The following is a 20,336-nucleotide window of genomic DNA, read 5'->3' as shown; positions in this document are numbered from 1 at the left end:
GGCGTTTAGGCAAGGTCGTCGGGCGTCAGCACAAAGGCCTTGCCAAACCCGCCGTTCAAATGCGCCGCGCTGATATCGTAGCGCAGGATCTGGAAGTCGGCGAACCCGATATAAAGCTTGGCTTTGGGCTGGTGGTGCAGGAATTGCGCCGCCAGCTTTTCGTGTTCAGGATCACCGTGACGGATGAACTGGGCCGTGGCCATCAGCGTGATGCGCGGATGGGTCAGGGGATCGCCCTTATCCCCCGGTTCGCCCAACAGCAGCGAACAACGCGGATCAGCCTTGAGCGCTTTGGTGTGGTGCGACAGGTCCGACACCAGTGACATAGGCAGACCTGCCTGATCCGGCACCACGGCGACGCGGCTGACCATGGGGCTGCCTGTGTCCGGATCGATCACCCCCAACGCGCCGAAACGGGCCGCGCCGATCAGATTGCGGGCCAGTGCGCGGGCGTCGTCATCGGTGGGGTTGATCGGGTTCTTTTCCATGCGCTGATCTTAGGTGCCGTGGCGTGCATGGTCCAGCATCCGCGCAATAGGGCTTAGGGGTATGGCACCCCCTTGGGCTTCGCGGTAAACGGGGCACAAGTTTTCAACGAGGGTGCCCATGACCGATCTTGATGCGCTGCGCGATGTGATCCGTGCCGACAGCGATGCACGCGGCAAGCCGATTTCCAAGCTTGGCTATTTCTGCACCCCGTTCCAGCCCAAAAGCGGCCCCTTGGCGGACCGCGTGATCAAGGTCTATCGCGGGTTGTCTGACCCAGCGGCCCTTGACCGTCTGAAGGTATGCCACGACGACTATGTCGCGGCACTGCTGAAGGCCGGTGTACCGTTGCCCGAGACCGAGTTTCACCTGCTCGACATCGACGGCGCGCGCATTCCCGTGATCGTGCAAGAGGCGCTGCCCATCCCGTCGCTGATGCGGCCGCTGATGCAGACGGGAACGCAGGCTGAAACGCTTGCCATGATGGAGGCTGCGGGCGACGTTATCGCGACCTTCTGGAACAATGCCGACCAGTTCGACACGCGCATCGGGTTCCACCCGTCGATCCGAAATTTCGCGATCATCGACGGCAAAGCGGTATTCTTTGATACATTTCCGCCGTTGATCCATTACACGCGTGAAGAAATGGGTCGAATGTTGCTGCTGTTTTCAGAAAAGCGCCTGATGCGGATTGTGGGGCCGTTCCTGCAAAAGAAAGTCACAGGCATTCAGGACGAATGGTACTCCGCGCCGGAAACGCTGGTTGGCTTGGTGGGCTCTGCTTGCCGTTTGCGCCCTGACGATGCCGAGGCTTATCTGGATTGGGGCCGCGATTTCGTCGCCCGCCGGATGCCCCGCTGGCAGGAAGTGGCGCTGGTCGAACTGAACGAACCGCCGCGCCTTCCGGGCTATTGGACGACCTTCCGCAAGATCCTTGGGCTGCAGGGCGAACCCAATGTCTAAGTCGATGGCCGAGGTTTACGCAGAGCGGGTCGCAAGCGGCGCGCTGATGCAGGATGACGTGCAACTTGCGGCGATCCCGCAGTTCGACCGTATCCGCGATGAACTGAACCAACCCGTCAAACGCGGCTTTTTCCGCAAGGCCCCGCCACCGCCCAAGGGGCTGTATCTGTGGGGTGGAGTCGGGCGCGGGAAATCCATGCTGATGGATATGTTCGTGGAAACGCTGGATGTGCCTGCGCGTCGCGTGCATTTCCATGCCTTCATGCAGGAAATCCAGTCTGGCGTTCATGCCGAACGCGAAAAGGGCACCGAGGACCCGATCAAACCGGTGGCCAAGGCGGTGTCTGACGCGGTCAAGGTGCTGGCCTTCGATGAAATGCAGATCACCGATATCGCCGACGCGATGATCGTGGGCCGACTGTTCGAACAGCTTTTCGCGGCGGGCTGCGTTGTGGTGACGACATCCAACCGCATCCCTGACGATCTGTACAAAGACGGCCTGAACCGGCAGTTGTTCCTGCCTTTTATCGCGCTTCTGAAGGAACAAATGGTCGTGCATGAACTGGTGTCGGCCAAGGACTACCGGCAGGATCGCCTGCAAGGTGCGCAAAGCTATTTCTCGCCTGCCAACGAAGCATCCCGTGCGGCGATTGAATCGATCTGGCAGGACTTGTCAGGTGGCAAGGAAGGCGCGCTGACCCTGACCGTGAAGGGACGCGAGGTTGAACTGCCGCGTTTTGCCAACGGTGTCGCGCGCGTGTCGTTCTTTGATCTTTGCGGCAAGCCGCTTGGCCCTGCGGATTATCTGAAGCTGGCCGAAACGGTGCGGGTTCTGATCCTTGAAAACGTGCCGCAACTGGGGCGCAATAACTTCAACGAAGCGAAACGCTTTGTGACTCTGATCGACGCGCTGTACGAGGCAGGCACCAAACTGATCGTCACAGCCGCAGCCGAGCCCGAGTTTCTGTACCTTGAAGGCACCGGCGCGTTCGAATTTGAACGCACCGCCAGCCGTCTGCGCGAAATGCAGTCCGAAACATGGGGCAACGACGCCTGAGCGCCAAAGAAAAAGGGGTCCCGAAGGACCCCTGAAGTTTGCTGCTCTTGATAGTTTCTGACGTGCCTGTCGTTTTATTGAGGAAAGTCTTGATCGTCCGCAGACCGGCCAAATCGGGATTGGCCGGAATACGCAAAGGTAAGAGCGGAAAACGGAACGGGTGCGTAAGTACAATCAGGCAAGAAGCCTTGGTATGAAGGCAGTCTTCTGGTCATGCTCGTCCCCGTTCGAAGGTGTACGCGTTGTAATTCCTGACACCTTTCCAGCGAATCATAGCGACTAATGCGATTCGCCGTCAATATTTAGTATTGCCGTCAAGGCAATTAACTAACAAGCCATTGATAAGCCACATATAGTGGCACTCAGACCTCAGCGATTTGGCAGAATAAGCGTCTGTCCGGCCTTCAAATCGTTCGGTCCGGACAGCAAAGACTGGTTCGCGGCGTACAGCGGACCGGTCATATTCGCGTCGCCATACACCTCTTGCGCGATGCTGATCAGGCTGTCGCCGGGCTTGACCACATAGCGCTGCACGGTGCCGCCTTTGCCTGCGTCCGCGACCGACCGTTTGATGATCGTATGCAGCAGGCTGCCGGGGCGGCCTGCGGGCGCGTCACGGCCTGTGGCGGCGTTCAGACGTGCAACGGTGTCCCATGTCAGCGCACGCATGTCGCTGGGGTCTGCGGTGGGCGGCATGGGCTGGCGCGTTGTCAAAACCGGTTCGACATCTGGCAGATCGACGGCGATCTGCGCGTCTTCTGTGGCATCCACCATCTCGGCCACGATCCGACGTTCGCCGCTTGCGTCAAATGCGGGTGTGATCGCGGTCAGGTCCGGTTCGTTACGGGTCACGGCCTGAACCGGTGCATCGTCAAACGTTTTGGCCGCTGGTTGAAGGAAGATCAACGCAGCAGTGACGGCGACAAATCCGATGAAGTAAAGCGCGGCGCGGATCATCTGCAGGCCCCCTATGTTCCGGGCTGGGTCGAAAGCCCCAGCGCCGTCCAGCCGTCAAGGCCGGCCCGATAGTACAGGATTTTGTCGGCAGGGTAGCCTGCCTGGACCAGATCGCGAACCGCTTGCGCCGCTTCAGGCGAAGCAGCGTTCTGATCGAACACCAACAGCGTGTATGTGCTGGCCGATCCGCCTTGGCCGCTAAACCCAAGCGCCGCCAACAGATCGCCACGATAGGGGTTTTCCGGCGAAACAGTCGCCGCTGGCACGCTGACGGCGCCGGGCAGGGTCGCTTTGGCAAAATCGGTTTGCGCGCGGGTATCCACCAACAGGCCGGTGCCGTTGCTGGCGGTTACATCCAGAAATTCGATCACATCCAGTTCCGCAACCGTTTCGACCCCGTCCATGATGTAGAGTGGTTCCACACAGGCGGGCGGGCAGTTCGGACCGGACCGTGTGATCGACACAGCAAGACCGGACAGGTTCGTTTCAAAACGGGGCAGATCGGGGGTGATGGCGCTGTCCTGCGCCAGCGCAGGCACGCTTGGCAAGAAGGCCATCGCGGCCATCAGGCAGAGAAAATTCCGCATCTACTCGTCCTCGAAATCCGCAATACAGGCGCGGTACTTTTTGTTACGCCATATATAGGGGTGAAAACGCCATTTCGTCAATATAATGGCGTTTTTTCAAGGCTTGAGGGCGATTTACCCGTTCTCGCGCAGGATCGCGCCCGCCAGATACAAAGACCCACATATGAGCACCCTTGAATGTGGGTCCTGCGCGGTGATCGTTTGCAGCGCGTCCAGCACGCTGTCTGCGATGGTGGCGGGCATGCCGGCATCGGACGCAAAACGGGCGGTATCCTCGGCGCTCAGGGTGTTTGCCTCACCTGGGATCGACACGCCTGTCAGGCTGTCGGCGACCTTGGCCAAGGGCATCATGTAGCCGCTGGCATCCTTGGTGTTCAGCATCCCGCAGATCAGATGGGTGGGGCGTTTCGGCAAACGACCAAGGTGGTCGGCCAGCGCAATGCCCGCAGCGGGGTTGTGACCGCCATCCAGCCACAGTTCCACTTGAGGAGCGGCCTCAACCAGCGGACCGGTGCGCAGGCGTTGCATGCGTGCGGGCCACTGGGCATTGGTCATCGCGCCTTCGAACGCGGCCTCGCCAAAACCAAGGTGGCGCAAAGCGGCCAGCGCCGCGCCTGCGTTTTCGTACTGGTGGCGACCGGGCAGAACCGGCAGAGGCAGGTCCAGAAGGCCGGTTTCGTCCTGATAGATCAGGCGTTCGCGTTCTTCCCAGACATGCCAGTGCTGGCCTTGCGCAATCACAGGCGCACCAAGGCGCGCGGCAGTGGCCTCGATCACCTCAAGCGCTTCATCGGGCTGCGGGCCGACAACGCAGGGCACGCCGCGTTTGATGATGCCCGCCTTTTCGCCCGCGATCTTGGCGATGGTGTTGCCAAGAAACTGTTCGTGATCCATCGAAATCGGCGTCAGGATCGTCAGCGCGGGTGTTTCAACCACGTTGGTGGCGTCCAGCCGCCCGCCCAGACCGGTTTCCAAAAGCACATAGTCCGCAGGTGTGCGGGCAAAGGCCAGAAGCGCGGCGCAGGTCGTGATTTCGAAATAGGTGATCGGGTCAGGGCCGTTGGTGACATAGCATTCGTCCAGCACCTCGGTCAGATGCTCTTCGCTGATCAACTCGCCCGCCAAACGGATACGTTCGTGAAACCGCGCCAAGTGGGGCGAGGTATAGGCGTGCACGCGCTTTCCCTCGGCCTCAAGACCCGCGCGGATCATCGCTTGGGTCGATCCCTTGCCGTTGGTGCCTGCCAAATGAATGACCGGCGGCAACTGGCGTTCGGGATGGCCCAGCTTTTCAAGCAGCGTCCAGACGCGATCCAAAGTCAGATCAATGACCTTGGGGTGCAGCGCCATCATCCGTTCAAGGATGGCGTCCGAACCTGTCGTCATTTTTTGGCAGCTTCGTCAGGCGCCGGAAGCTCCGGCGTGTCGGTCGGTGCAGGCAGATCGCCCCAGACCGGCGGCGGCATGTCCATCAGCATGCGCAGAACCGTGATCAGTTCCTTGCGCATTTCACGACGGTCGGTCACGCGGTCCAGCATGCCGTGATCCAGCAGATACTCCGCACGCTGGAAGCCTTCGGGCAGCTTTTCACGGATGGTCTGTTCGATGACGCGGGGGCCCGCGAAGCAGATCAGTGCGTTGGGTTCGGCAATCTGGATGTCGCCCAGCATCGCGTAAGACGCGGTCACACCACCTGTGGTCGGGTGTGTCAGGACAACGATGTAGGGAAGGTTCGCTTCGCGCAGCATCTGGATCGCAACGGTCGTGCGCGGCATCTGCATCAGCGACAGGATGCCTTCCTGCATACGCGCGCCACCAGCGGCAGAAAACAGAACCAGCGGACGGCCCAGTTTCACGGCCTCTTCCGCAGCGGCGATGATCGCGTTGCCGACATACATGCCCATGGACCCGCCCATGAACGAAAAGTCCTGCGCGGCGGCAACGATCGGCGTGCGACCGATTTCGCCGGTCGCGACCAACATTGCCTCTTTTTCGCCGGTGTTCTTTTGCGCGGATTTCATGCGGTCAGGGTATTTCTTCTGATCGCGGAAATGCAGCGGGTCAGCGACGGGTTCGGGGACGTCCACTTCGACAAACACACCGCCATCAAACAGCGCCTGGAACCGCGCACGGGGCGTGATGCCCATGTGGTGGTTACAGTTACTGCAGACGTTCAGATTGTCCGACAGTTCGCGGTGGAACAACATGGTTCCGCACTCGTCGCACTTGGTCCAAAGGTTGTCCGGCGTTTCGCGGCGCGAAAAGATCGAATTGATCCGTGGGCGGACGTAGTTGCTGATCCAGTTCATCGGGTGCCCCGTTCGTCAGTGTCGTGGCGTCACTTAAGCCTGCGACGCCTGAATTGCAATCACGCGCGCACAGCGACCCGCGCGGCCAGCCAGCTTACCCCGAGGGCGACAAAGTCCAATGGCATCACCTTGGCAACCTCTTCGGCGTCCTGTGCGCTGAACGGAAGCACGTAAAGCGACAGGCCGGACATCGGGCCATCCATGGACACGAACAGGATCACCAGCGCGTTGTTCATAAAGTGCAACCCCATCGCAGGACCAAGCGAACCTGTGCGTGCCGTCAGGTCGGCGGCAAGAAGGCCGAACAGACCCGCCCAAATGGCAACCATCGCTGCGTTATCTCCGTACATGACGGCCGCATAGTGGCCGATGGCAAAGATGATTGCGGGGATGCCCATCCAGATGATCGGGCTTTGAAAACGGGCGGCCATCTGGCTTTGGATATAGCCGCGGAAAAAGATTTCCTCGGCCGAGGTCTGAAGCAGAACCACCAACGCGCCAATCGGCAGAAGAACCAGCCACAGCATCGGCGGTGTGTTCAGGATCAGCGCTTCTTCGGCAAAAAGCACAGCGGGCAGCATCAGCAACAACTGGATAGCAGCCGCATAGGCCGCAACGCGCGCGCCGAGTTTCAGGGTGCGGACCGGATCGCCGATAGTACCCCAGAACCGCCGTTTGTGCAGCCAGCGCAGCGCCAGCATCACGCCGGGAATAAAGCAGGCAATCCCCAGCAAGGCGGCGATCATCGCGCCGGGGGTGTCCAGCAGCCCCATCTGCAACATGGCCTCTCCATGACTACCAAGCGCAAAGCCATAGATCGCAATCAGGATACCTTGGCCCGCAATCATGACGATCAGGCACAGGACGATACCAACAACCAGTCGCCAGATTTCGGGTTTCTCCCGACCGGGCGCGGCCAACACTTCGTAAGGGGCGTATGATTTGAACATGCGCAGCATAAATGACGGTTTGCCAGCCTGCGTCAATGGCGGGTCAAGGGCGATAAACCGTGGAAAACCGATCAACGGGCCGTTTGATCTGCACCATCACGCTTGTGAACCTAGGGTCGCTTTTGTATTCCGGTGCGAAAGTTCACGCTCCAGCGGGAGGATACCATGCTAAAGCGCCCCTTCGATAAGACGAAACTGCCCAGCCGTCACGTAACCGAGGGTCCGGCCCGCGCGCCGCACCGTTCGTACTATTACGCGATGGGCATGAGCGAAGATGAAATCCACCAGCCGCTGATTGGTGTTGCAACCTGCTGGAACGAAGCAGCGCCTTGTAACATCTCGCTGAACCGTCAGGCGCAGGCTGTTAAGCTGGGCGTCAAAGAAGGTTCCGGCACGCCGCGCGAATTCACCACGATCACCGTGACCGACGGTATCGCGATGGGCCACGAAGGCATGCGTTCGTCGCTGGCATCGCGCGAAGCGATTGCCGACACCGTTGAACTGACAATGCGCGGCCACTGCTATGACGCGATTGTCGGTCTGGCTGGCTGTGACAAATCCCTGCCGGGTATGATGATGGCGATGGTGCGTCTGAACGTGCCGTCCGTCTTCATCTACGGCGGTTCGATCATGCCGGGCCGGTTCAAGGGCAAGGACGTGACCGTTCAGGACGTGTTCGAGGCCGTTGGCCGTCACCAGGCGGGCCAGAACTCGGACGAAGAGCTTTCCGCGCTGGAGCGCGTGGCGTGTCCGTCCGCTGGTGCCTGTGGTGGTCAGTTCACAGCGAACACCATGGCCTGTGTGTCCGAGGCGATCGGCCTTGCGCTGATGAACTCGTCCGGTGCGCCCGCGCCGTATGAAAGCCGCGACCAGTACGCGACTGCGTCCGGTCTGGCGGTTATGAACCTGCTTGAGAAAAACATCCGCGCCCGTGACGTCGTCACGCTGGAATCGCTGCAGAACGCGGCGCGCGTTGTGGCCTGTACCGGTGGTTCGACCAACGCCGGTCTGCACCTGCCTGCCATCGCGCACGAAGCAGGCATCGACTTCTTCCTTGATGACGTCTGCGAAATCTTCCGCGACACGCCGTACTTTGTCGACCTGAAGCCGGGCGGCAACTATGTCGCGAAAGACCTTTATGAGGCAGGCGGCGTTCCGGTTGTGATGAAAGAACTGCGCAAAGCCGGTTTGATCCACGAAGACTGCATCACCGCGTCGGGCTATTCCATCGGCGAAGAGCTGGACAAGATCGAACGCGAAGCGGACGGCAAGGTCATCTACCCGATCGACAAGCCGATCACACCGACAGGCGGCGTTGTCGGCCTGAAGGGCAACCTTGCCCCGCAAGGCGCGATCGTAAAGGTCGCGGGCATGTCGCAGGAAGAGCAGGTCTTTACCGGTCCGGCACGTGTGTTTGAATGCGAAGAAGACGCGTTCGAAGCGGTTAAAGCGCGCCAGTACAAAGAAGGCGAAGTTCTGGTCATCCGCAACGAAGGCCCCGCAGGCGGCCCGGGTATGCGCGAAATGCTGGCGACCACAGCGGCCCTGTCCGGTCAGGGCATGGGTAAGAAAGTGGCGCTGATCACAGACGGCCGTTTCTCGGGCGCGACCCGTGGTTTCTGCGTGGGTCACGTTGGCCCCGAAACTGCGCACTGCGGTCCGATTGCCCTGCTGCAAGATGGCGACGTGATCACCATCGATGCGATCAAGGGTGAAATCAGCGTGGCGCTGTCTGACGAGGAACTGGCCAAGCGTAAGGAAAGCTGGAAGGGCCCGAAAGAGACGATCTATTCGTCCGGTGCTCTTTGGAAGTACGCGCAGCTGGTTGGCGAAACCTACAAGGGCGCGGTCACGCATCCGGGCGCCAAGGAAGAAAAGCACATCTACATGGATCTGTGATCCAGTGCTGCGCAAAGCGCTTATGATACTGGCTATCGCGGGTCTTGCGGCCTGCGATAGCACCACAGGAACCGGCGGCGGTGCGCCCGGGTTTCTGGCTGCCCTGTCTTCCCCTCAGAACGATGCGCAAAGTCAGGCCCGTGCCGCTGGTGCGCCGATGGTGTGGACAGCTTTGGCGCGTGGCGATGTCGTTGTCCAAGGCCCGCGCGGCTATTGCGTAGATCCTGTTACGGTCGAAAAGCGTGGCAACAGCGGCTTTGCCATGATTGCCAGTTGCAACATCCTGTCGGACGGCGCGACCGGCCCGCGGGTTCCGGCGTTGCTTGTCACTGTCACAGTCGGCCCGCGTGAGGACGAAGCAACTGTTCCCAGTGCGGAAACAATTGCAGCTTTGGCGGGTGGCACCCTGCAACAGTCCGAAACACGTGATGGCAGCGTCTTTGTGCAACTGGCTGGCGGTGGAAAAGCCCTGATTTCCGATGGCGAAGACCGCTATTGGCGCGCGGCGTTTATTCAGGCCGAACACCTTGTAAGCTTGGCTATGTACCTTCCAGAAGGAAGTCATCTTGCCGGTAGCGACGGCGCGGACTTTCTGGAAACGGTCGTAGAAGCGATCAAAAACGCAAGTCGTGAAAAATCCGACGAATCAAGCTCTTGATCGCGACTCGTACTTGCCCGTAAGCTAACGCGCGTAAACTTAACGATGTGCGTTAACCCGTTTTTGTGAACAATTGCCGGATTTCCGGCCCAGAGAGATCGACCTGACGTATGGCCGAAGATATCGGATTTCTTAGCCGGATTTTGACCAAACGGTCCGTCCGGCGCTGGGCCAAACTGGCAAAAGAGGCCACCGTTGCCGATCTGCGTGATTTGCGGAAACAGCGTGCGCAGGCGCGTGAAATCAAACGTCATCTGGACGAATTGATTTTCTACGCAGACGGGAGGCTGGCTTTGCCGGCCATTGGTAACCAATCCTTCCCGAAACCCCATGACGCGGACTGGTCTTGGCGACCCGAATTATGGACCGGCCCTTTGCCGTCTCCGGGCATCGCCTCGGTCGAAAGCAAGGCGATGCTGGGCCGCGAAGCGACGATGTTCCATGACTGTGCACGCTCCGAGATCACCCTGCGCCAGATCCGCAACGTGCGCGAAGCTGACCTCGCAGCATTCGGCGTGCGTCTGGACGTGTTCCGGTTCGACGGTTCTTATCTGTCGCTGGCTTTGGACCTGCCGCCTGAGGCCGCCGAGGGCCTGAAGCGCCGTCACCTGATCCGTCTCGACACCATCCTCGAGATGGAAAAACCCATCGAAATTTTCGCGCGTCTGAACATCAAGCACGGGCCAAACGTGGAACAGGTCGTGCGTGAATTGCCGCTGCACGAAAAGGAAGTCATGGTCGAATTCGACCTTGCCTATACCAAGCTGAACGAAAAGCGCGTCGAGAAACTGTGGTTGGACCTGATTTTTGAAGGCCCCGAAATGAACCAAGTCACCCTGCGCGACCTGACATTCAGTCGTCGCCCCCGAGCAGAGCTGTAAAGGACATCAGCGATGAGCACCTACAAGTTGACCAAGCTGCGGTTCAAGGATGGCATCTGGCAGGGCAGCCTTCAGGGCGAGGGCAAGGAATGCCCGCCGCCGCAAATCTCGGTCACCGTGTTGGATATTGCGGTCGATGGCGTGAATGTCATTGAAACGGATGAAACCAACCAATGGCTGGTCGATGTACCGGTTCCGGACTTTGCCGTGGGCGATGGTGTATTCACCTTCCTGCTGCACGATACAGGCACGTCGCAGGTTCTGGGGTCTTTCACGCTGATGGGCGGGGATGTTCTGGCGGATGATATCCGCGTTGAAATGGCTTTGCTTCGCGAAGAACTCGACATGCTGAAACGTGCGTTCCGGCGCCATTGCGTGGAAACCATGTAAATCACTGGTGTAAGTGCGTGATTGCACTGCATTGGGATTGACCCTGCGACAATCTGACATCACGTTGGCGCTGCGGATTTACAGGTAACCTATGTCTCCTACGCGCGGAATTCTTCTTAAACTCGGATCAGTTGCGCTGTTCACAGTGATGGCTGCGCTGGTCAAAGCAACGTCAGACCACATCCCGTCCGGTCAGGCGGTGTTTTTCCGGTCGCTGTTTGCGATGCCGGTGATCATTGTTTGGCTGCTGCTGCGCCATGACCTGAAGACAGGTCTGAAAACGAAAAACCCCATGGGCCATCTGTGGCGCGGGTTGATCGGTGTGACGGCGATGGGGTTTACCTTTACCGGCCTTGGCATGTTGCCGCTGCCCGAGGTGACCGCCATCGGGTTTGCCGCACCTCTTCTGACAGTTGTTTTCGCCGCCTTCCTGTTGGGCGAACGCGTGCGGGCCTTCCGGCTTGGAGCGGTTGCCTTTGGTCTGGTGGGCGTTCTGATCATCCTGTGGCCGCTACTGTCCGTCGACAATCTGGATCGTGCCGTGATGATCGGGGTTGTTGTGGTGCTGCTGTCTTCTGTGTTCCGCGCATTGGCACAAATCCAGATCCGCCGCCTGGCCGGGCGCGAGGAAACATCCGCGATCGTGTTCTATTTCTCGCTGACGGCATCGATCCTGTCGCTGTTCACGCTGCCCTTCGGTTGGGTCATGCCCACCGCACAAGAGGCCGCGATGCTGATCGGGGCGGGCCTGATCGGCGGCTTTGCGCAAATCCTGCTGACGTCCGCCTACCGCTATGCCGAGGCTGGCGTGGTCGCGCCTTTTGACTATTCGTCGATGCTGTTTGCGGTGGTTTTGGGGTATGTCGTCTTTGCCGAGGTGCCGACGGTTTACACGTTGGTCGGGTCGGGCGTCGTGATTGCGGCGGGCGTTCTGATCATCTGGCGCGAACGCAAACTGGGCCTGAAGCGTGGCCAAACGCGAAAGGCGGGCCTGACCCCACAGGGCTGACCCGCCAGTTTCTTAGTTACGTGTCGCAGCGACCATCAGGCCCTGCTTTTCAACCTCGGCCATCGCCTCGTCCAGCGACAGGCGTGCGCGTTCGATCAATGTGTCGATCTCGCCTTTGGAAATCACCAGCGGCGGCGAAATGATCATGCGGTCACCCACGTGACGCATGATCAGGTTATTGCTGAAACACCGTTCGCGGCAGATGTAGCCGACAGTGCCCGCCTCGGACGCAAAGGCCGCGCGGGTGGCTTTGTCGGGTGTCAGCGCGATCGAACCCATCATGCCAACGATCTTGGCCTCGCCCACCATCGGGTGATCTGTCAGGCTTTCGAACTTTTCCTTCAGGTAGGGCGCAGTTTCGGTGCGGACCGTGTCGATGATCTGCTCTTCTTCCAGAAGGCGCAGGTTCTCCAAGGCAACCGCACAGGCCACAGGGTGACCCGAATAGGTGTAGCCGTGGTTGAATTCGCCCGAACCGATGACCTCGGCCACCTCATCACAGACAATCGACCCGCCGATGGGCAGGTAGCCCGAGCTCAGGCCCTTGGCGATTGTCATGATGTGCGGCTTGATGTTCATGGTTTGCGACCCGAACCAGTTGCCGGTCCGGCCGAAGCCACAGATGACCTCATCCGCGATCAGCAGGATATCGTATTTATCGCAAATACGCTGGATTTCCGGCCAGTAGCTGTCGGGCGGTACAATCACGCCGCCAGCACCCTGAACGGGTTCGGCGATAAACGCGGCCACGTTATCCGCGCCAAGTTCCTTGATCTTCGCTTCAAGCTGTTGGGCGCGTTCGATACCGAATTCTTCCGGCGTCATGTCGCCGCCTTCGGACCACCAGTTGGGCTGGTCGATGTGATGAATGTCGGGGATCGGCATGCCGCCTTGGGCGTGCATACCTTTCATGCCGCCAAGGCTACCTGAACCAACAGACGACCCGTGATAGGCGTTCCAACGCGAGATGATGGCCTTTTTCGACGGCTGGCCTTTCATCTCCCAATAGGTGCGCACCATCCGTAGGTTGGTGTCGTTCGCTTCAGAGCCGGACGATGCAAAGAAAACGTGGTTCAGATCATCGGGCGCCAGTTGCGCCAGACGTTCGGCCAGTTCGATGACCGGCACGTGGGTGGTCTGGAAGAAGGTGTTGTAGAACGGCAGTTCCTGCATCTGGCGCGCGGCGGCATCGACAAGTTCCTGACGGCCATAGCCGATGTTCACACACCAAAGGCCCGCCATCGCATCCAGAATCCGGTTGCCGTCGCTGTCTGTCAGCCAGCAGCCATCTGCAGACGTGATAATGCGCGCACCCTTTTTGCCAAGCTCGGCACCGTGCGTGAACGGGTGCATGTGGTGCGCGGCGTCACGCGCCTGAAGTTCGGCGGTGGGCAACAGATTCGGGGATTGGACCATTTCCAGGGGGCCTTTCGATCAAAATGGCGACTGCCCACTAGAATATGATCAAATTATTCCGTGTCAATCGAATCGCTTATTCCGGCTAGCATCTGATCCATACCCTGTTTCACGTCCTCGGCCATCGACTTTGACGCGGCGGCAGCGTCACGTGATTCCAGCGCATCGATCAGGTCTTTGTGAAGATCAGGCAGGCTGCTGGTGCCCATCACGCCGCACACAACGCGCATCGACGGGCCGAACCGAAGCCACAGACCTTCGACCATACCCTGCAAAATCGGGGCCTGCGCGGCGGCGTTCAGGTGGCTGTGAAACAGGTAGTTTTCGACCAGGTAACCATGCACATCGCCACGGGCGATGGCGCGGTCCAGACGGTCGTCAGCCTGCTTCATGGCAACGATATCTTCGTCTTTAATCAACGCAGTCGCCCGCCCGGCCAGCTCGGGCTCGAGTGCCAAACGAGCCGTCTTTAATTGATCAATCGCGGAGCGGTTCAGCACCGGAACGATGATTCTTCGGTTGCCCATAAACTCGAGCGCGCCAGCGGCGGTCAGGCGGCGCAGCGCCTCGCGGACGGGGGTCATGCCGGCGTCCAGATGTTCGGTCAGACCCTGAATGGTCACCGGCTGTCCGGGTTCCAATTCTCCGAACAAAATCATGTCGCGCAACGACCGGTAAACCGTCTCGTGCACTGGCAAACCTGCCTTGGCTGTGCCCTGATTTTGCTCTGCCTGAATATTCATCAAATCATCCGCATAATGTCGCCTGTTCTGTCTATCTTGCATGGGTCTGAACGTCATGAAAACATCTTCTTGTTGCTCTGTTTGAATATTTTTGATCAAATTCACAGGCAGCCGGGGCGAAAGACCTCGTATCCAACTGGGAGCCACAGATGAAAACCAAGCTGATGACAATGACCGCCGTAACCGCGCTGGTCGCCGGGGTCGCCGGTGCCGAAGAAGTGCGGGTCTACAACTGGTCCGATTACATCGACGAAAGCCTTCTTGAGAAGTTCGAGGCAGAAACCGGCCTGACGCTGGTCTACGACGTCTTCGATTCCAACGAAGTTCTTGAAACCAAAATGCTGGCCGGTGGATCCGGCTACGACGTGGTTGTGCCCACGGGCAGCTTCCTTCAGCGCCAGATCGCAGCGGGTGCGTTCCAGAAACTGGATGCCTCCAAGCTGCCGAACAAAGGCAACCTGTGGTCGGTCATCGAAGAGCGCACAGCGCAGTATGACCCCGCCAACGAATATTCGATCAACTACATGTGGGGCACCACAGGTATCGGTGTGAACGTTGGCAAGGTTCAGGAAATTCTGGGCGAAGATGCCCCGATCGGCAGCCTTGATCTGATCTTCAACCCCGCAAACATGGAAAAGCTGGCCGAATGCGGCGTGCATTTCCTTGATGCCCCGACCGAGGTGATCCCGGCGGCGCTGGCCTATATCGGCGAAGATCCCGACAGCAAGGATGCGGACGTCATTGAAAAGGCCAAACCGGTTCTTCAGGCGGTTCGTCCCTACATCGCCAAGTTCCACAGCTCGGAATACATCAACGCGCTGGCCAACGGCGAAATCTGTGTGGCGTTCGGCTGGTCCGGCGACATTCTGCAGGCGCGTGACCGCGCGGCAGAGGCCGACAATGGCGTCGAGGTTGCGTACAACGCACCGTCTGAAGGTGCCCTGATGTGGTTCGACCAGATGGCCATTCCGGTGGATGCCCCGAACCCCGAAGGCGCGCACAAGTTCCTGAACTTCATCATGGACGCGGAAAACATGGCGGCGGCGTCGAACTATGTCTACTACGCCAACGGCAACAAAGCGTCTCAGGAATTCCTGATCGAGGACGTGATCGGCGACACCGCGATCTATCCGGACGAAGCCACGCTGGAAAACCTCTATACATTCTCGCCCTACGACCCGCGCCTGCAGCGCACGGTCACCCGTATGTGGACCGAGATCAAATCCGGCGTCTAACCTCGCCTGTTCGCGGCGCGTCCCACGGGGCGCGCCGTTTTTCTATGCAGTATTGGACTGATCATGAACCAAAAGGTCTTTGTCCCTTGGGATGACCCGAACCAGAAGCCGTTGATCCAGTTTCAGAACGTCACCAAAAAGTTCGGAACATTCACCGCGATCGACGACCTTAGCCTGGACATCTATGAACGCGAGTTCTTTGCCCTTCTGGGGCCGTCGGGATGCGGGAAAACAACGATGATGCGGATGCTGGCGGGGTTCGAGACGCCGACGTCGGGCAGCATTCGGCTTTCGGGACAGGACCTTGGCCAGACCGCGCCGAACAAACGCGCAGTGAACATGATGTTCCAAAGCTATGCGCTGTTCCCGCACCTGTCGGTCTGGGAAAACATCGCCTTTGGCTTGAAGCGCGAAAGCAAGGACAAGGATGCCATCGCGGCCCGCGTCGAGGAAATGCTGCGCCTGACCCGTCTGGGCAAATTCGCGAAACGCAAACCGCACCAGATTTCCGGCGGTCAGCGTCAGCGCGTGGCTTTGGCCCGTTCTCTGGCAAAATCGCCCAAGCTGCTGTTGTTGGATGAACCGCTGGGCGCGCTGGACAAAAAGCTGCGCGAAGAAACGCAGTTCGAGCTGATGGACATTCAGGAAAAGACCGGCACGACCTTTGTGATCGTGACCCACGATCAGGAAGAGGCGATGACCGTCGCGTCGCGCGTTGCCGTCATGGACGAAGGCCGCCTTGTGCAGGTCGCAACGCCCGCCGATATCTACGAGGCCCCGAATTCCGTCTATGTTGCCGACTTCATCGGTGACGTGAACATCATCGAAGGCAACGCCACACCCGATGGCGACCGCGTTCGTATCGACTGGGCAGAAGGCCAGCCTGCGATTTGGGGCACTGCGCAAAAACCCGTCGCATCCGGCGAGCGGATCAGCTTTGCGATCCGCCCTGAAAAAGTGACAATTTCCAAGGAAAAACCCGAAGATCGCCGAAACCTGTTGGAAGGTGAAGTCATCGATATCGCCTACCTCGGCAACATCTCGACCTTCCACGTCAAGGTCGGCAACGGCCAGATCATCAAGGCCCAAAGCGCCAACACACGTCGTCTGGCGAACCGTGACATCACATGGGAAGACCGCGTCTGGCTGACGTTTACCGAAACCGCCGGCGTGTTGTTGGAGGGCTAGGGGCATGCGTCGCTTTACCCTGATCGCGGTTCCCTACCTTTGGCTTCTGGCGCTGTTTCTGGTGCCGTTCCTGATCGTTCTGAAAATCTCGCTGTCCGACTACGCCTTGTCGATCCCGCCCTATGCGCCGACGCTGGATTTCTCGGCTGGCTGGCAGGGGATCAAGGATCTGCTGTCCAAGCTGGATTTCGAAAACTACGTCTTCCTGACCGAAGACGCGCTTTATTGGAAAGCCTACCTGTCATCCCTGAAAATCGCGCTGATTTCGACGGTTCTGACGCTGCTGGTGGGTTATCCGATTGCTTACGGCATGGCACGTGCGGCCCCTGAATGGCGCCCGACGTTGCTGATGCTGGTGATCCTACCGTTCTGGACGTCGTTCCTGATCCGCGTCTACGCGTGGATGGGCATTCTGGCGTCCGAAGGCGTGCTCTATCAGTTCCTGTCGTTTCTGGGGATCGTCGACGAGCCACTGAAAATCCTGTCCACAAACACCGCCGTCTATATCGGCATCGTTTACACCTATCTGCCGTTCATGATCCTGCCGATCTATGCCGCGCTGGAAAAGATGGACGATTCCCTGATCGAAGCAGCCGAGGACCTTGGCTGTTCGCGCATGTCCGCCTTTTGGCTGATCACCATTCCGCTGTCTAAAAGCGGCATCATCGCGGGCTGCTTTCTGGTCTTCATCCCGACCATCGGTGAATTCGTGATCCCGTCGCTTCTGGGCGGCTCTGATACGCTGATGATCGGTAAGGTCCTGTGGGAAGAGTTCTTCTCGAACCGCGACTGGCCGGTGGCCTCTGCCGTGGCGATCATCCTGCTGTTGATCCTTGTGATCCCGATTGTGCTGTTCCAGCGCAACCAGCAGCTTCAGCGGGAGGCCGAGGGATGAGACGCTTTTCATGGTTCAACGCCACGTCCCTGACACTGGGCTTTGCGTTCCTCTATCTGCCGATGGTCATTCTGGTCATCTACAGCTTCAACGCATCGAAACTGGTCACAGTCTGGGCGGGCTTTTCCACCAAATGGTACGGAGAGCTTCTTCAGAACGAAGACTTCCTTGATGCCGCTTGGGTCACAATCCGCGTGGCGTTCTTTTCGTCGGTTCTGGCAACGGTTCTGGGCACGATGGCCGCGACCGTTCTGGTCCGCGCAGGGCGCTTTATGGGGCGCGGTCTGTTCTCGGGCATGATCTATGCGCCGCTGGTGATGCCCGAGGTGATTACAGGCCTGTCCTTGCTGCTGCTGTTCATCGGCATCGGTCTGGATCGCGGCGTGTTCACCATTGTTCTGGCCCATACGACCTTTGCGATGTGCTATGTGTCGGTCGTTGTATCCTCGCGCCTTGTCAGCTTTGACAAATCGCTGGAAGAGGCCGCGTTGGACCTAGGGTGCACACCCTTCCAAGCTTTCCGCCTTGTGACCCTGCCGATCATCGCGCCTGCGGTGATTTCCGGCTGGCTTCTGGCCTTTACTCTGTCGCTGGACGATCTGGTCATCGCCAGCTTCACCACCGGTCCGTCGGCCACGACCCTGCCGATCAAGATCTTCTCGGCGGTGCGTCTTGGCGTCAGCCCCGAAATCAACGCGCTGTCGACGATCATGATCAGTGTGGTGACCGTCGGCGTGATCACCGCGTCGATCCTGTCGAAACGGTCGGCGGTTGCGCAGCAAAGGGACGAACAGGCGGCCGCGCAGGCCACGGGATGAATCGCCTCTACGAAGCTGCCGCCTATGGCCCGCAACAGGGCTGTTTCTGGGCGGAAACGGTGCCTGCGATAGACTGGCCCGTTTTGCAGGACAGCACCCGTGCGGATGTCGTGATCATCGGTGCAGGGTTCACCGGCCTGTCGGCGGCTTTGCATCTGGCGCAGGCGGGCATGGACGTGGTTGTGCTAGAGGCCGAAACGCCTGGCTACGGTGCCTCGGGCCGCAATGGAGGGTTCTGCTGCCTTGGTGGATCAAAGCTGTCCCACAGCGCCATTGCCCGACAACACGGGCCGGAGGGCGCACGCGATTGGGCAAGAACCGAGGTCGCGGCGATAGACACCGTTCGTGGTATTCTGGACGACCACCGGATCGACGCGGATGTCCATAGCGACGGCGAAACGCTGCTGGCCCACAATGCGCGGGCCTTTGCTGGCCTTCAGAAACACGCGATCGAACAGAAAACGCTTTACGGCGTGACGCCAGAATTGGCCGGCAAATCCGATCTGGCAGGGCTGGGAATTGGCGGTGATTTTTATGGGGCGCTGACACTGCCGATCGGCTTTGCCCTGAACCCGCGAAAGTACCACGCGGGGCTGGCGATTGCGGCACAATCTGCAGGCGCACGGCTGTTCCAGAACAGTCCCTGCGACAGTATCCGCGAGGAAAACGGGCATTGGACCTGCAAAACGGCACAGGGGCAGGTGCAGGCCGATAAAGTGCTGATCGCCACCAACGGCTATTCGTCAGAGGACGTGCCAGACTGGTTGTCTGGCCGAACAATGCCAGTACAATCCTCTATAATCCTGACGCATGTTCTAAGCGATGCAGAAAAGCAGGCGCAGGGCTGGACGTCATCGCAGATGTGCTACGACACCCGCACAATGCTGCACTATTTCCGCATGCTGCCCGATGGACGGTTCCTGTTCGGCATGCGGGGCGGCCTGACGGCAACGCCGCGTGAACAGGCCAAGATTTCCCGCAAAATCCGAGAGAATTTCCATCGCCTGTTTCCAGCATGGTCCGACGTGCCGATCACCCACGAATGGTCTGGCCTGCTGTGCCTGACATCCAAGCTTGCGCCCTACGTCGGGCCGGTTTCGGGGATGAAGGGCATGTTCGCGGCCTTCGGGTATCATGGCAACGGCGTCGCGATGGGTAGCCATTCCGGCAAGCTGGCCGCAGATTTGATCGCAGGCAATAGCACAGATATTCCGGCCCTTATGGCGAAAGAACCGCGCAGGTTCCCATTGGGCAAAAACCGCCGTTTGTTGATGCGACCCGCGTATCTGGCGGCTGAGTTGCTGGATTTATAGGGGCTTTGCCCCCTTGGCCTTCGGCCAATTCCCCCAAGGTATTTGGGGACAGAAAATATCTGTGATCAGAGCGCCAAACCCGAGGACGCAGGCCAAAGGCCAAGGACGAGATGACCTGTGCGGCGAAGCCGCGCCGCTTACCAACGGTTCAGCGCATCCTCATCGGAGTCTTTCGCATCCACCCAGGATGCATCGCCGCCGGTATGTTCTTTCTTCCAAAACGGCGCGCGGGATTTCAGGTAGTCCATCAGGAAATCAGCGGCCTCAAAGGCGTCTTTGCGGTGGGGCGACGACGTCGCGACCATCATGATCTTTTCGCCCGGCTCAAGCCGTCCATAGCGGTGGATGATCAGCACGTCGCCCAGATCCCAGCGCGCGCTTGCGTCGGTTGCGATCTTCTCAAGCGCTTTTTGGGTCATTCCGGGATAGTGTTCGATCTCCATCGCATCCAGATCGCCAGCATCATTGTCGCGCACCACGCCCGTAAAGGTGACAATCGCCCCCATATCGGCGCGGCCTTGGCCGAACTCTTCAACCTCGGCGGCGAAATCAAATGGGGCTTCCTGAACGACGATCTTCATG

Annotated in this window: 21 protein-coding genes; 12 read left to right on the top strand and 9 right to left on the bottom strand. The window is 59.3% G+C overall.

The window, feature by feature from the left end; translation table 11 throughout:
• Window positions 1-5: 5 nt before the first annotated feature.
• Window positions 6-488 carry a HugZ family pyridoxamine 5'-phosphate oxidase gene (locus AC4FIA_RS02150; RefSeq protein WP_490364525.1) on the bottom strand — a complete coding sequence of 161 codons (483 nt, stop codon included), beginning with the start codon at window positions 486-488 and terminating at the stop codon, window positions 6-8.
• 118 nt (window positions 489-606) lie between these two features.
• On the opposite strand from AC4FIA_RS02150, the gene AC4FIA_RS02145 reads away from it, so the two are divergent.
• Complete coding sequence (locus AC4FIA_RS02145) at window positions 607-1,449, top strand: DUF6206 family protein (RefSeq protein WP_490364524.1); 843 nt, start codon at window positions 607-609, stop codon at window positions 1,447-1,449.
• Window positions 1,442-2,506, top strand: coding sequence for a cell division protein ZapE (zapE, locus tag AC4FIA_RS02140; RefSeq protein ID WP_490364523.1), 1,065 nt, complete (start codon window positions 1,442-1,444; stop codon window positions 2,504-2,506). The genes AC4FIA_RS02145 and zapE overlap by 8 nt, the downstream gene beginning before the upstream one ends.
• Before the next feature lie 369 nt (window positions 2,507-2,875).
• On the opposite strand, the gene AC4FIA_RS02135 is transcribed toward zapE, so the two are convergent.
• The 5 genes from AC4FIA_RS02135 to AC4FIA_RS02115 form a co-directional block, all read right to left on the bottom strand.
• Window positions 2,876-3,463: a LysM peptidoglycan-binding domain-containing protein gene (locus AC4FIA_RS02135; RefSeq protein WP_490364522.1), complete on the bottom strand. Its 588-nt coding sequence runs from the start codon at window positions 3,461-3,463 to the stop codon at window positions 2,876-2,878.
• Between the two features lie 11 nt (window positions 3,464-3,474).
• A complete protein-coding gene (locus tag AC4FIA_RS02130) occupies window positions 3,475-4,050 on the bottom strand; it encodes a rhodanese-like domain-containing protein (protein ID WP_490364521.1) in 576 nt (191 codons plus the stop codon).
• A gap of 114 nt (window positions 4,051-4,164) precedes the next feature.
• Window positions 4,165-5,436, bottom strand: coding sequence for a bifunctional folylpolyglutamate synthase/dihydrofolate synthase (locus AC4FIA_RS02125; RefSeq protein ID WP_490364520.1), 1,272 nt, complete (start codon window positions 5,434-5,436; stop codon window positions 4,165-4,167).
• Window positions 5,433-6,359, bottom strand: a complete 927-nt coding sequence (gene accD / locus AC4FIA_RS02120) for an acetyl-CoA carboxylase, carboxyltransferase subunit beta (protein ID WP_490364519.1) — start codon at window positions 6,357-6,359, stop codon at window positions 5,433-5,435. Before accD ends, AC4FIA_RS02125 begins: the two co-directional genes overlap by 4 nt.
• 59 nt (window positions 6,360-6,418) lie before the next feature.
• Window positions 6,419-7,309 (bottom strand): CPBP family intramembrane glutamic endopeptidase, encoded by an 891-nt coding sequence (locus AC4FIA_RS02115; RefSeq protein ID WP_490364518.1) that lies wholly within the window; start codon window positions 7,307-7,309, stop codon window positions 6,419-6,421.
• A gap of 165 nt (window positions 7,310-7,474) precedes the next feature.
• Here AC4FIA_RS02115 and ilvD point away from each other — a divergent pair, with 165 nt between their 5' ends.
• The 5 genes from ilvD (at window position 7,475) to AC4FIA_RS02090 (ending at window position 12,146) form a co-directional block, all read left to right on the top strand.
• Entirely contained in the window at window positions 7,475-9,208 is a 1,734-nt protein-coding gene (gene ilvD / locus AC4FIA_RS02110) for a dihydroxy-acid dehydratase (RefSeq protein ID WP_490364517.1), read from the top strand.
• Between the two features lie 22 nt (window positions 9,209-9,230).
• Window positions 9,231-9,866, top strand: a complete 636-nt coding sequence (locus AC4FIA_RS02105) for a dihydroxy-acid dehydratase (RefSeq protein ID WP_490364516.1) — start codon at window positions 9,231-9,233, stop codon at window positions 9,864-9,866.
• Between the two features lie 110 nt (window positions 9,867-9,976).
• Window positions 9,977-10,747, top strand: a complete 771-nt coding sequence (locus tag AC4FIA_RS02100; protein WP_490364515.1) for a DUF6478 family protein — start codon at window positions 9,977-9,979, stop codon at window positions 10,745-10,747.
• Window positions 10,748-10,759: 12 nt separating this feature from the next.
• The gene (locus tag AC4FIA_RS02095) at window positions 10,760-11,137 is read left to right on the top strand and encodes a hypothetical protein (RefSeq protein WP_490364514.1); all 378 of its coding nucleotides are present in this window, start codon (window positions 10,760-10,762) and stop codon (window positions 11,135-11,137) included.
• Between the two features lie 91 nt (window positions 11,138-11,228).
• Window positions 11,229-12,146 carry a DMT family transporter gene (locus tag AC4FIA_RS02090; RefSeq protein WP_490364513.1) on the top strand — a complete coding sequence of 306 codons (918 nt, stop codon included), beginning with the start codon at window positions 11,229-11,231 and terminating at the stop codon, window positions 12,144-12,146.
• A 12-nt stretch (window positions 12,147-12,158) separates the two neighbouring features.
• On the opposite strand, the gene AC4FIA_RS02085 is transcribed toward AC4FIA_RS02090, so the two are convergent.
• Both AC4FIA_RS02085 and AC4FIA_RS02080 read right to left on the bottom strand, forming a co-directional pair.
• The gene (locus AC4FIA_RS02085; protein ID WP_490364512.1) at window positions 12,159-13,562 is read right to left on the bottom strand and encodes an aspartate aminotransferase family protein; all 1,404 of its coding nucleotides are present in this window, start codon (window positions 13,560-13,562) and stop codon (window positions 12,159-12,161) included.
• A 53-nt stretch (window positions 13,563-13,615) separates the two neighbouring features.
• Window positions 13,616-14,305: a GntR family transcriptional regulator gene (locus AC4FIA_RS02080; RefSeq protein WP_490364511.1), complete on the bottom strand. Its 690-nt coding sequence runs from the start codon at window positions 14,303-14,305 to the stop codon at window positions 13,616-13,618.
• A 149-nt stretch (window positions 14,306-14,454) separates the two neighbouring features.
• Here AC4FIA_RS02080 and AC4FIA_RS02075 point away from each other — a divergent pair, with 149 nt between their 5' ends.
• From AC4FIA_RS02075 to AC4FIA_RS02055, 5 genes are all read left to right on the top strand, one after another.
• Window positions 14,455-15,540 carry a polyamine ABC transporter substrate-binding protein gene (locus tag AC4FIA_RS02075; protein ID WP_490364510.1) on the top strand — a complete coding sequence of 362 codons (1,086 nt, stop codon included), beginning with the start codon at window positions 14,455-14,457 and terminating at the stop codon, window positions 15,538-15,540.
• 63 nt (window positions 15,541-15,603) lie between these two features.
• A complete protein-coding gene (locus AC4FIA_RS02070; RefSeq protein WP_490364509.1) occupies window positions 15,604-16,728 on the top strand; it encodes an ABC transporter ATP-binding protein in 1,125 nt (374 codons plus the stop codon).
• A 4-nt stretch (window positions 16,729-16,732) separates the two neighbouring features.
• Window positions 16,733-17,623 (top strand): ABC transporter permease subunit, encoded by an 891-nt coding sequence (locus AC4FIA_RS02065; RefSeq protein WP_103909325.1) that lies wholly within the window; start codon window positions 16,733-16,735, stop codon window positions 17,621-17,623.
• On the top strand, window positions 17,620-18,441 hold the full coding sequence (locus tag AC4FIA_RS02060; RefSeq protein ID WP_103909324.1) for an ABC transporter permease: 822 nt from the start codon (window positions 17,620-17,622) through the stop codon (window positions 18,439-18,441). Before AC4FIA_RS02065 ends, AC4FIA_RS02060 begins: the two co-directional genes overlap by 4 nt.
• A complete protein-coding gene (locus AC4FIA_RS02055) occupies window positions 18,438-19,754 on the top strand; it encodes an NAD(P)/FAD-dependent oxidoreductase (RefSeq protein WP_490364508.1) in 1,317 nt (438 codons plus the stop codon). The genes AC4FIA_RS02060 and AC4FIA_RS02055 overlap by 4 nt, the downstream gene beginning before the upstream one ends.
• Window positions 19,755-19,891: 137 nt before the next feature.
• On the opposite strand, the gene AC4FIA_RS02050 is transcribed toward AC4FIA_RS02055, so the two are convergent.
• Complete coding sequence (locus AC4FIA_RS02050) at window positions 19,892-20,335, bottom strand: molybdenum cofactor biosynthesis protein MoaE (protein ID WP_490364507.1); 444 nt, start codon at window positions 20,333-20,335, stop codon at window positions 19,892-19,894.
• Between the last annotated feature and the right edge of the window lies 1 nt (window position 20,336).

Source organism: Thalassococcus sp. (assembly GCF_982780845.1).
This window is presented reverse-complemented; position numbering and strand designations above follow the sequence as displayed.

Coding starts and splice junctions, on each gene's coding strand:
- AC4FIA_RS02080 (WP_490364511.1), bottom strand. CDS start 14,305: ATGAATATTCAGGCAGAGCAAAATCAGGGCACAGCCAAGGCAGGTTTG.
- AC4FIA_RS02070 (WP_490364509.1), top strand. CDS start 15,604: ATGAACCAAAAGGTCTTTGTCCCTTGGGATGACCCGAACCAGAAGCCG.
- AC4FIA_RS02050 (WP_490364507.1), bottom strand. CDS start 20,335: ATGAAGATCGTCGTTCAGGAAGCCCCATTTGATTTCGCCGCCGAGGTT.
- AC4FIA_RS02075 (WP_490364510.1), top strand. CDS start 14,455: ATGAAAACCAAGCTGATGACAATGACCGCCGTAACCGCGCTGGTCGCC.
- AC4FIA_RS02055 (WP_490364508.1), top strand. CDS start 18,438: ATGAATCGCCTCTACGAAGCTGCCGCCTATGGCCCGCAACAGGGCTGT.
- accD (WP_490364519.1), bottom strand. CDS start 6,359: ATGAACTGGATCAGCAACTACGTCCGCCCACGGATCAATTCGATCTTT.
- AC4FIA_RS02085 (WP_490364512.1), bottom strand. CDS start 13,562: ATGGTCCAATCCCCGAATCTGTTGCCCACCGCCGAACTTCAGGCGCGT.
- AC4FIA_RS02060 (WP_103909324.1), top strand. CDS start 17,620: ATGAGACGCTTTTCATGGTTCAACGCCACGTCCCTGACACTGGGCTTT.
- AC4FIA_RS02150 (WP_490364525.1), bottom strand. CDS start 488: ATGGAAAAGAACCCGATCAACCCCACCGATGACGACGCCCGCGCACTG.
- AC4FIA_RS02130 (WP_490364521.1), bottom strand. CDS start 4,050: ATGCGGAATTTTCTCTGCCTGATGGCCGCGATGGCCTTCTTGCCAAGC.
- AC4FIA_RS02095 (WP_490364514.1), top strand. CDS start 10,760: ATGAGCACCTACAAGTTGACCAAGCTGCGGTTCAAGGATGGCATCTGG.
- AC4FIA_RS02145 (WP_490364524.1), top strand. CDS start 607: ATGACCGATCTTGATGCGCTGCGCGATGTGATCCGTGCCGACAGCGAT.
- ilvD (WP_490364517.1), top strand. CDS start 7,475: ATGCTAAAGCGCCCCTTCGATAAGACGAAACTGCCCAGCCGTCACGTA.
- AC4FIA_RS02115 (WP_490364518.1), bottom strand. CDS start 7,309: ATGTTCAAATCATACGCCCCTTACGAAGTGTTGGCCGCGCCCGGTCGG.
- AC4FIA_RS02100 (WP_490364515.1), top strand. CDS start 9,977: ATGGCCGAAGATATCGGATTTCTTAGCCGGATTTTGACCAAACGGTCC.
- AC4FIA_RS02125 (WP_490364520.1), bottom strand. CDS start 5,436: ATGACGACAGGTTCGGACGCCATCCTTGAACGGATGATGGCGCTGCAC.
- AC4FIA_RS02065 (WP_103909325.1), top strand. CDS start 16,733: ATGCGTCGCTTTACCCTGATCGCGGTTCCCTACCTTTGGCTTCTGGCG.
- AC4FIA_RS02105 (WP_490364516.1), top strand. CDS start 9,231: ATGATACTGGCTATCGCGGGTCTTGCGGCCTGCGATAGCACCACAGGA.
- zapE (WP_490364523.1), top strand. CDS start 1,442: ATGTCTAAGTCGATGGCCGAGGTTTACGCAGAGCGGGTCGCAAGCGGC.
- AC4FIA_RS02135 (WP_490364522.1), bottom strand. CDS start 3,463: ATGATCCGCGCCGCGCTTTACTTCATCGGATTTGTCGCCGTCACTGCT.
- AC4FIA_RS02090 (WP_490364513.1), top strand. CDS start 11,229: ATGTCTCCTACGCGCGGAATTCTTCTTAAACTCGGATCAGTTGCGCTG.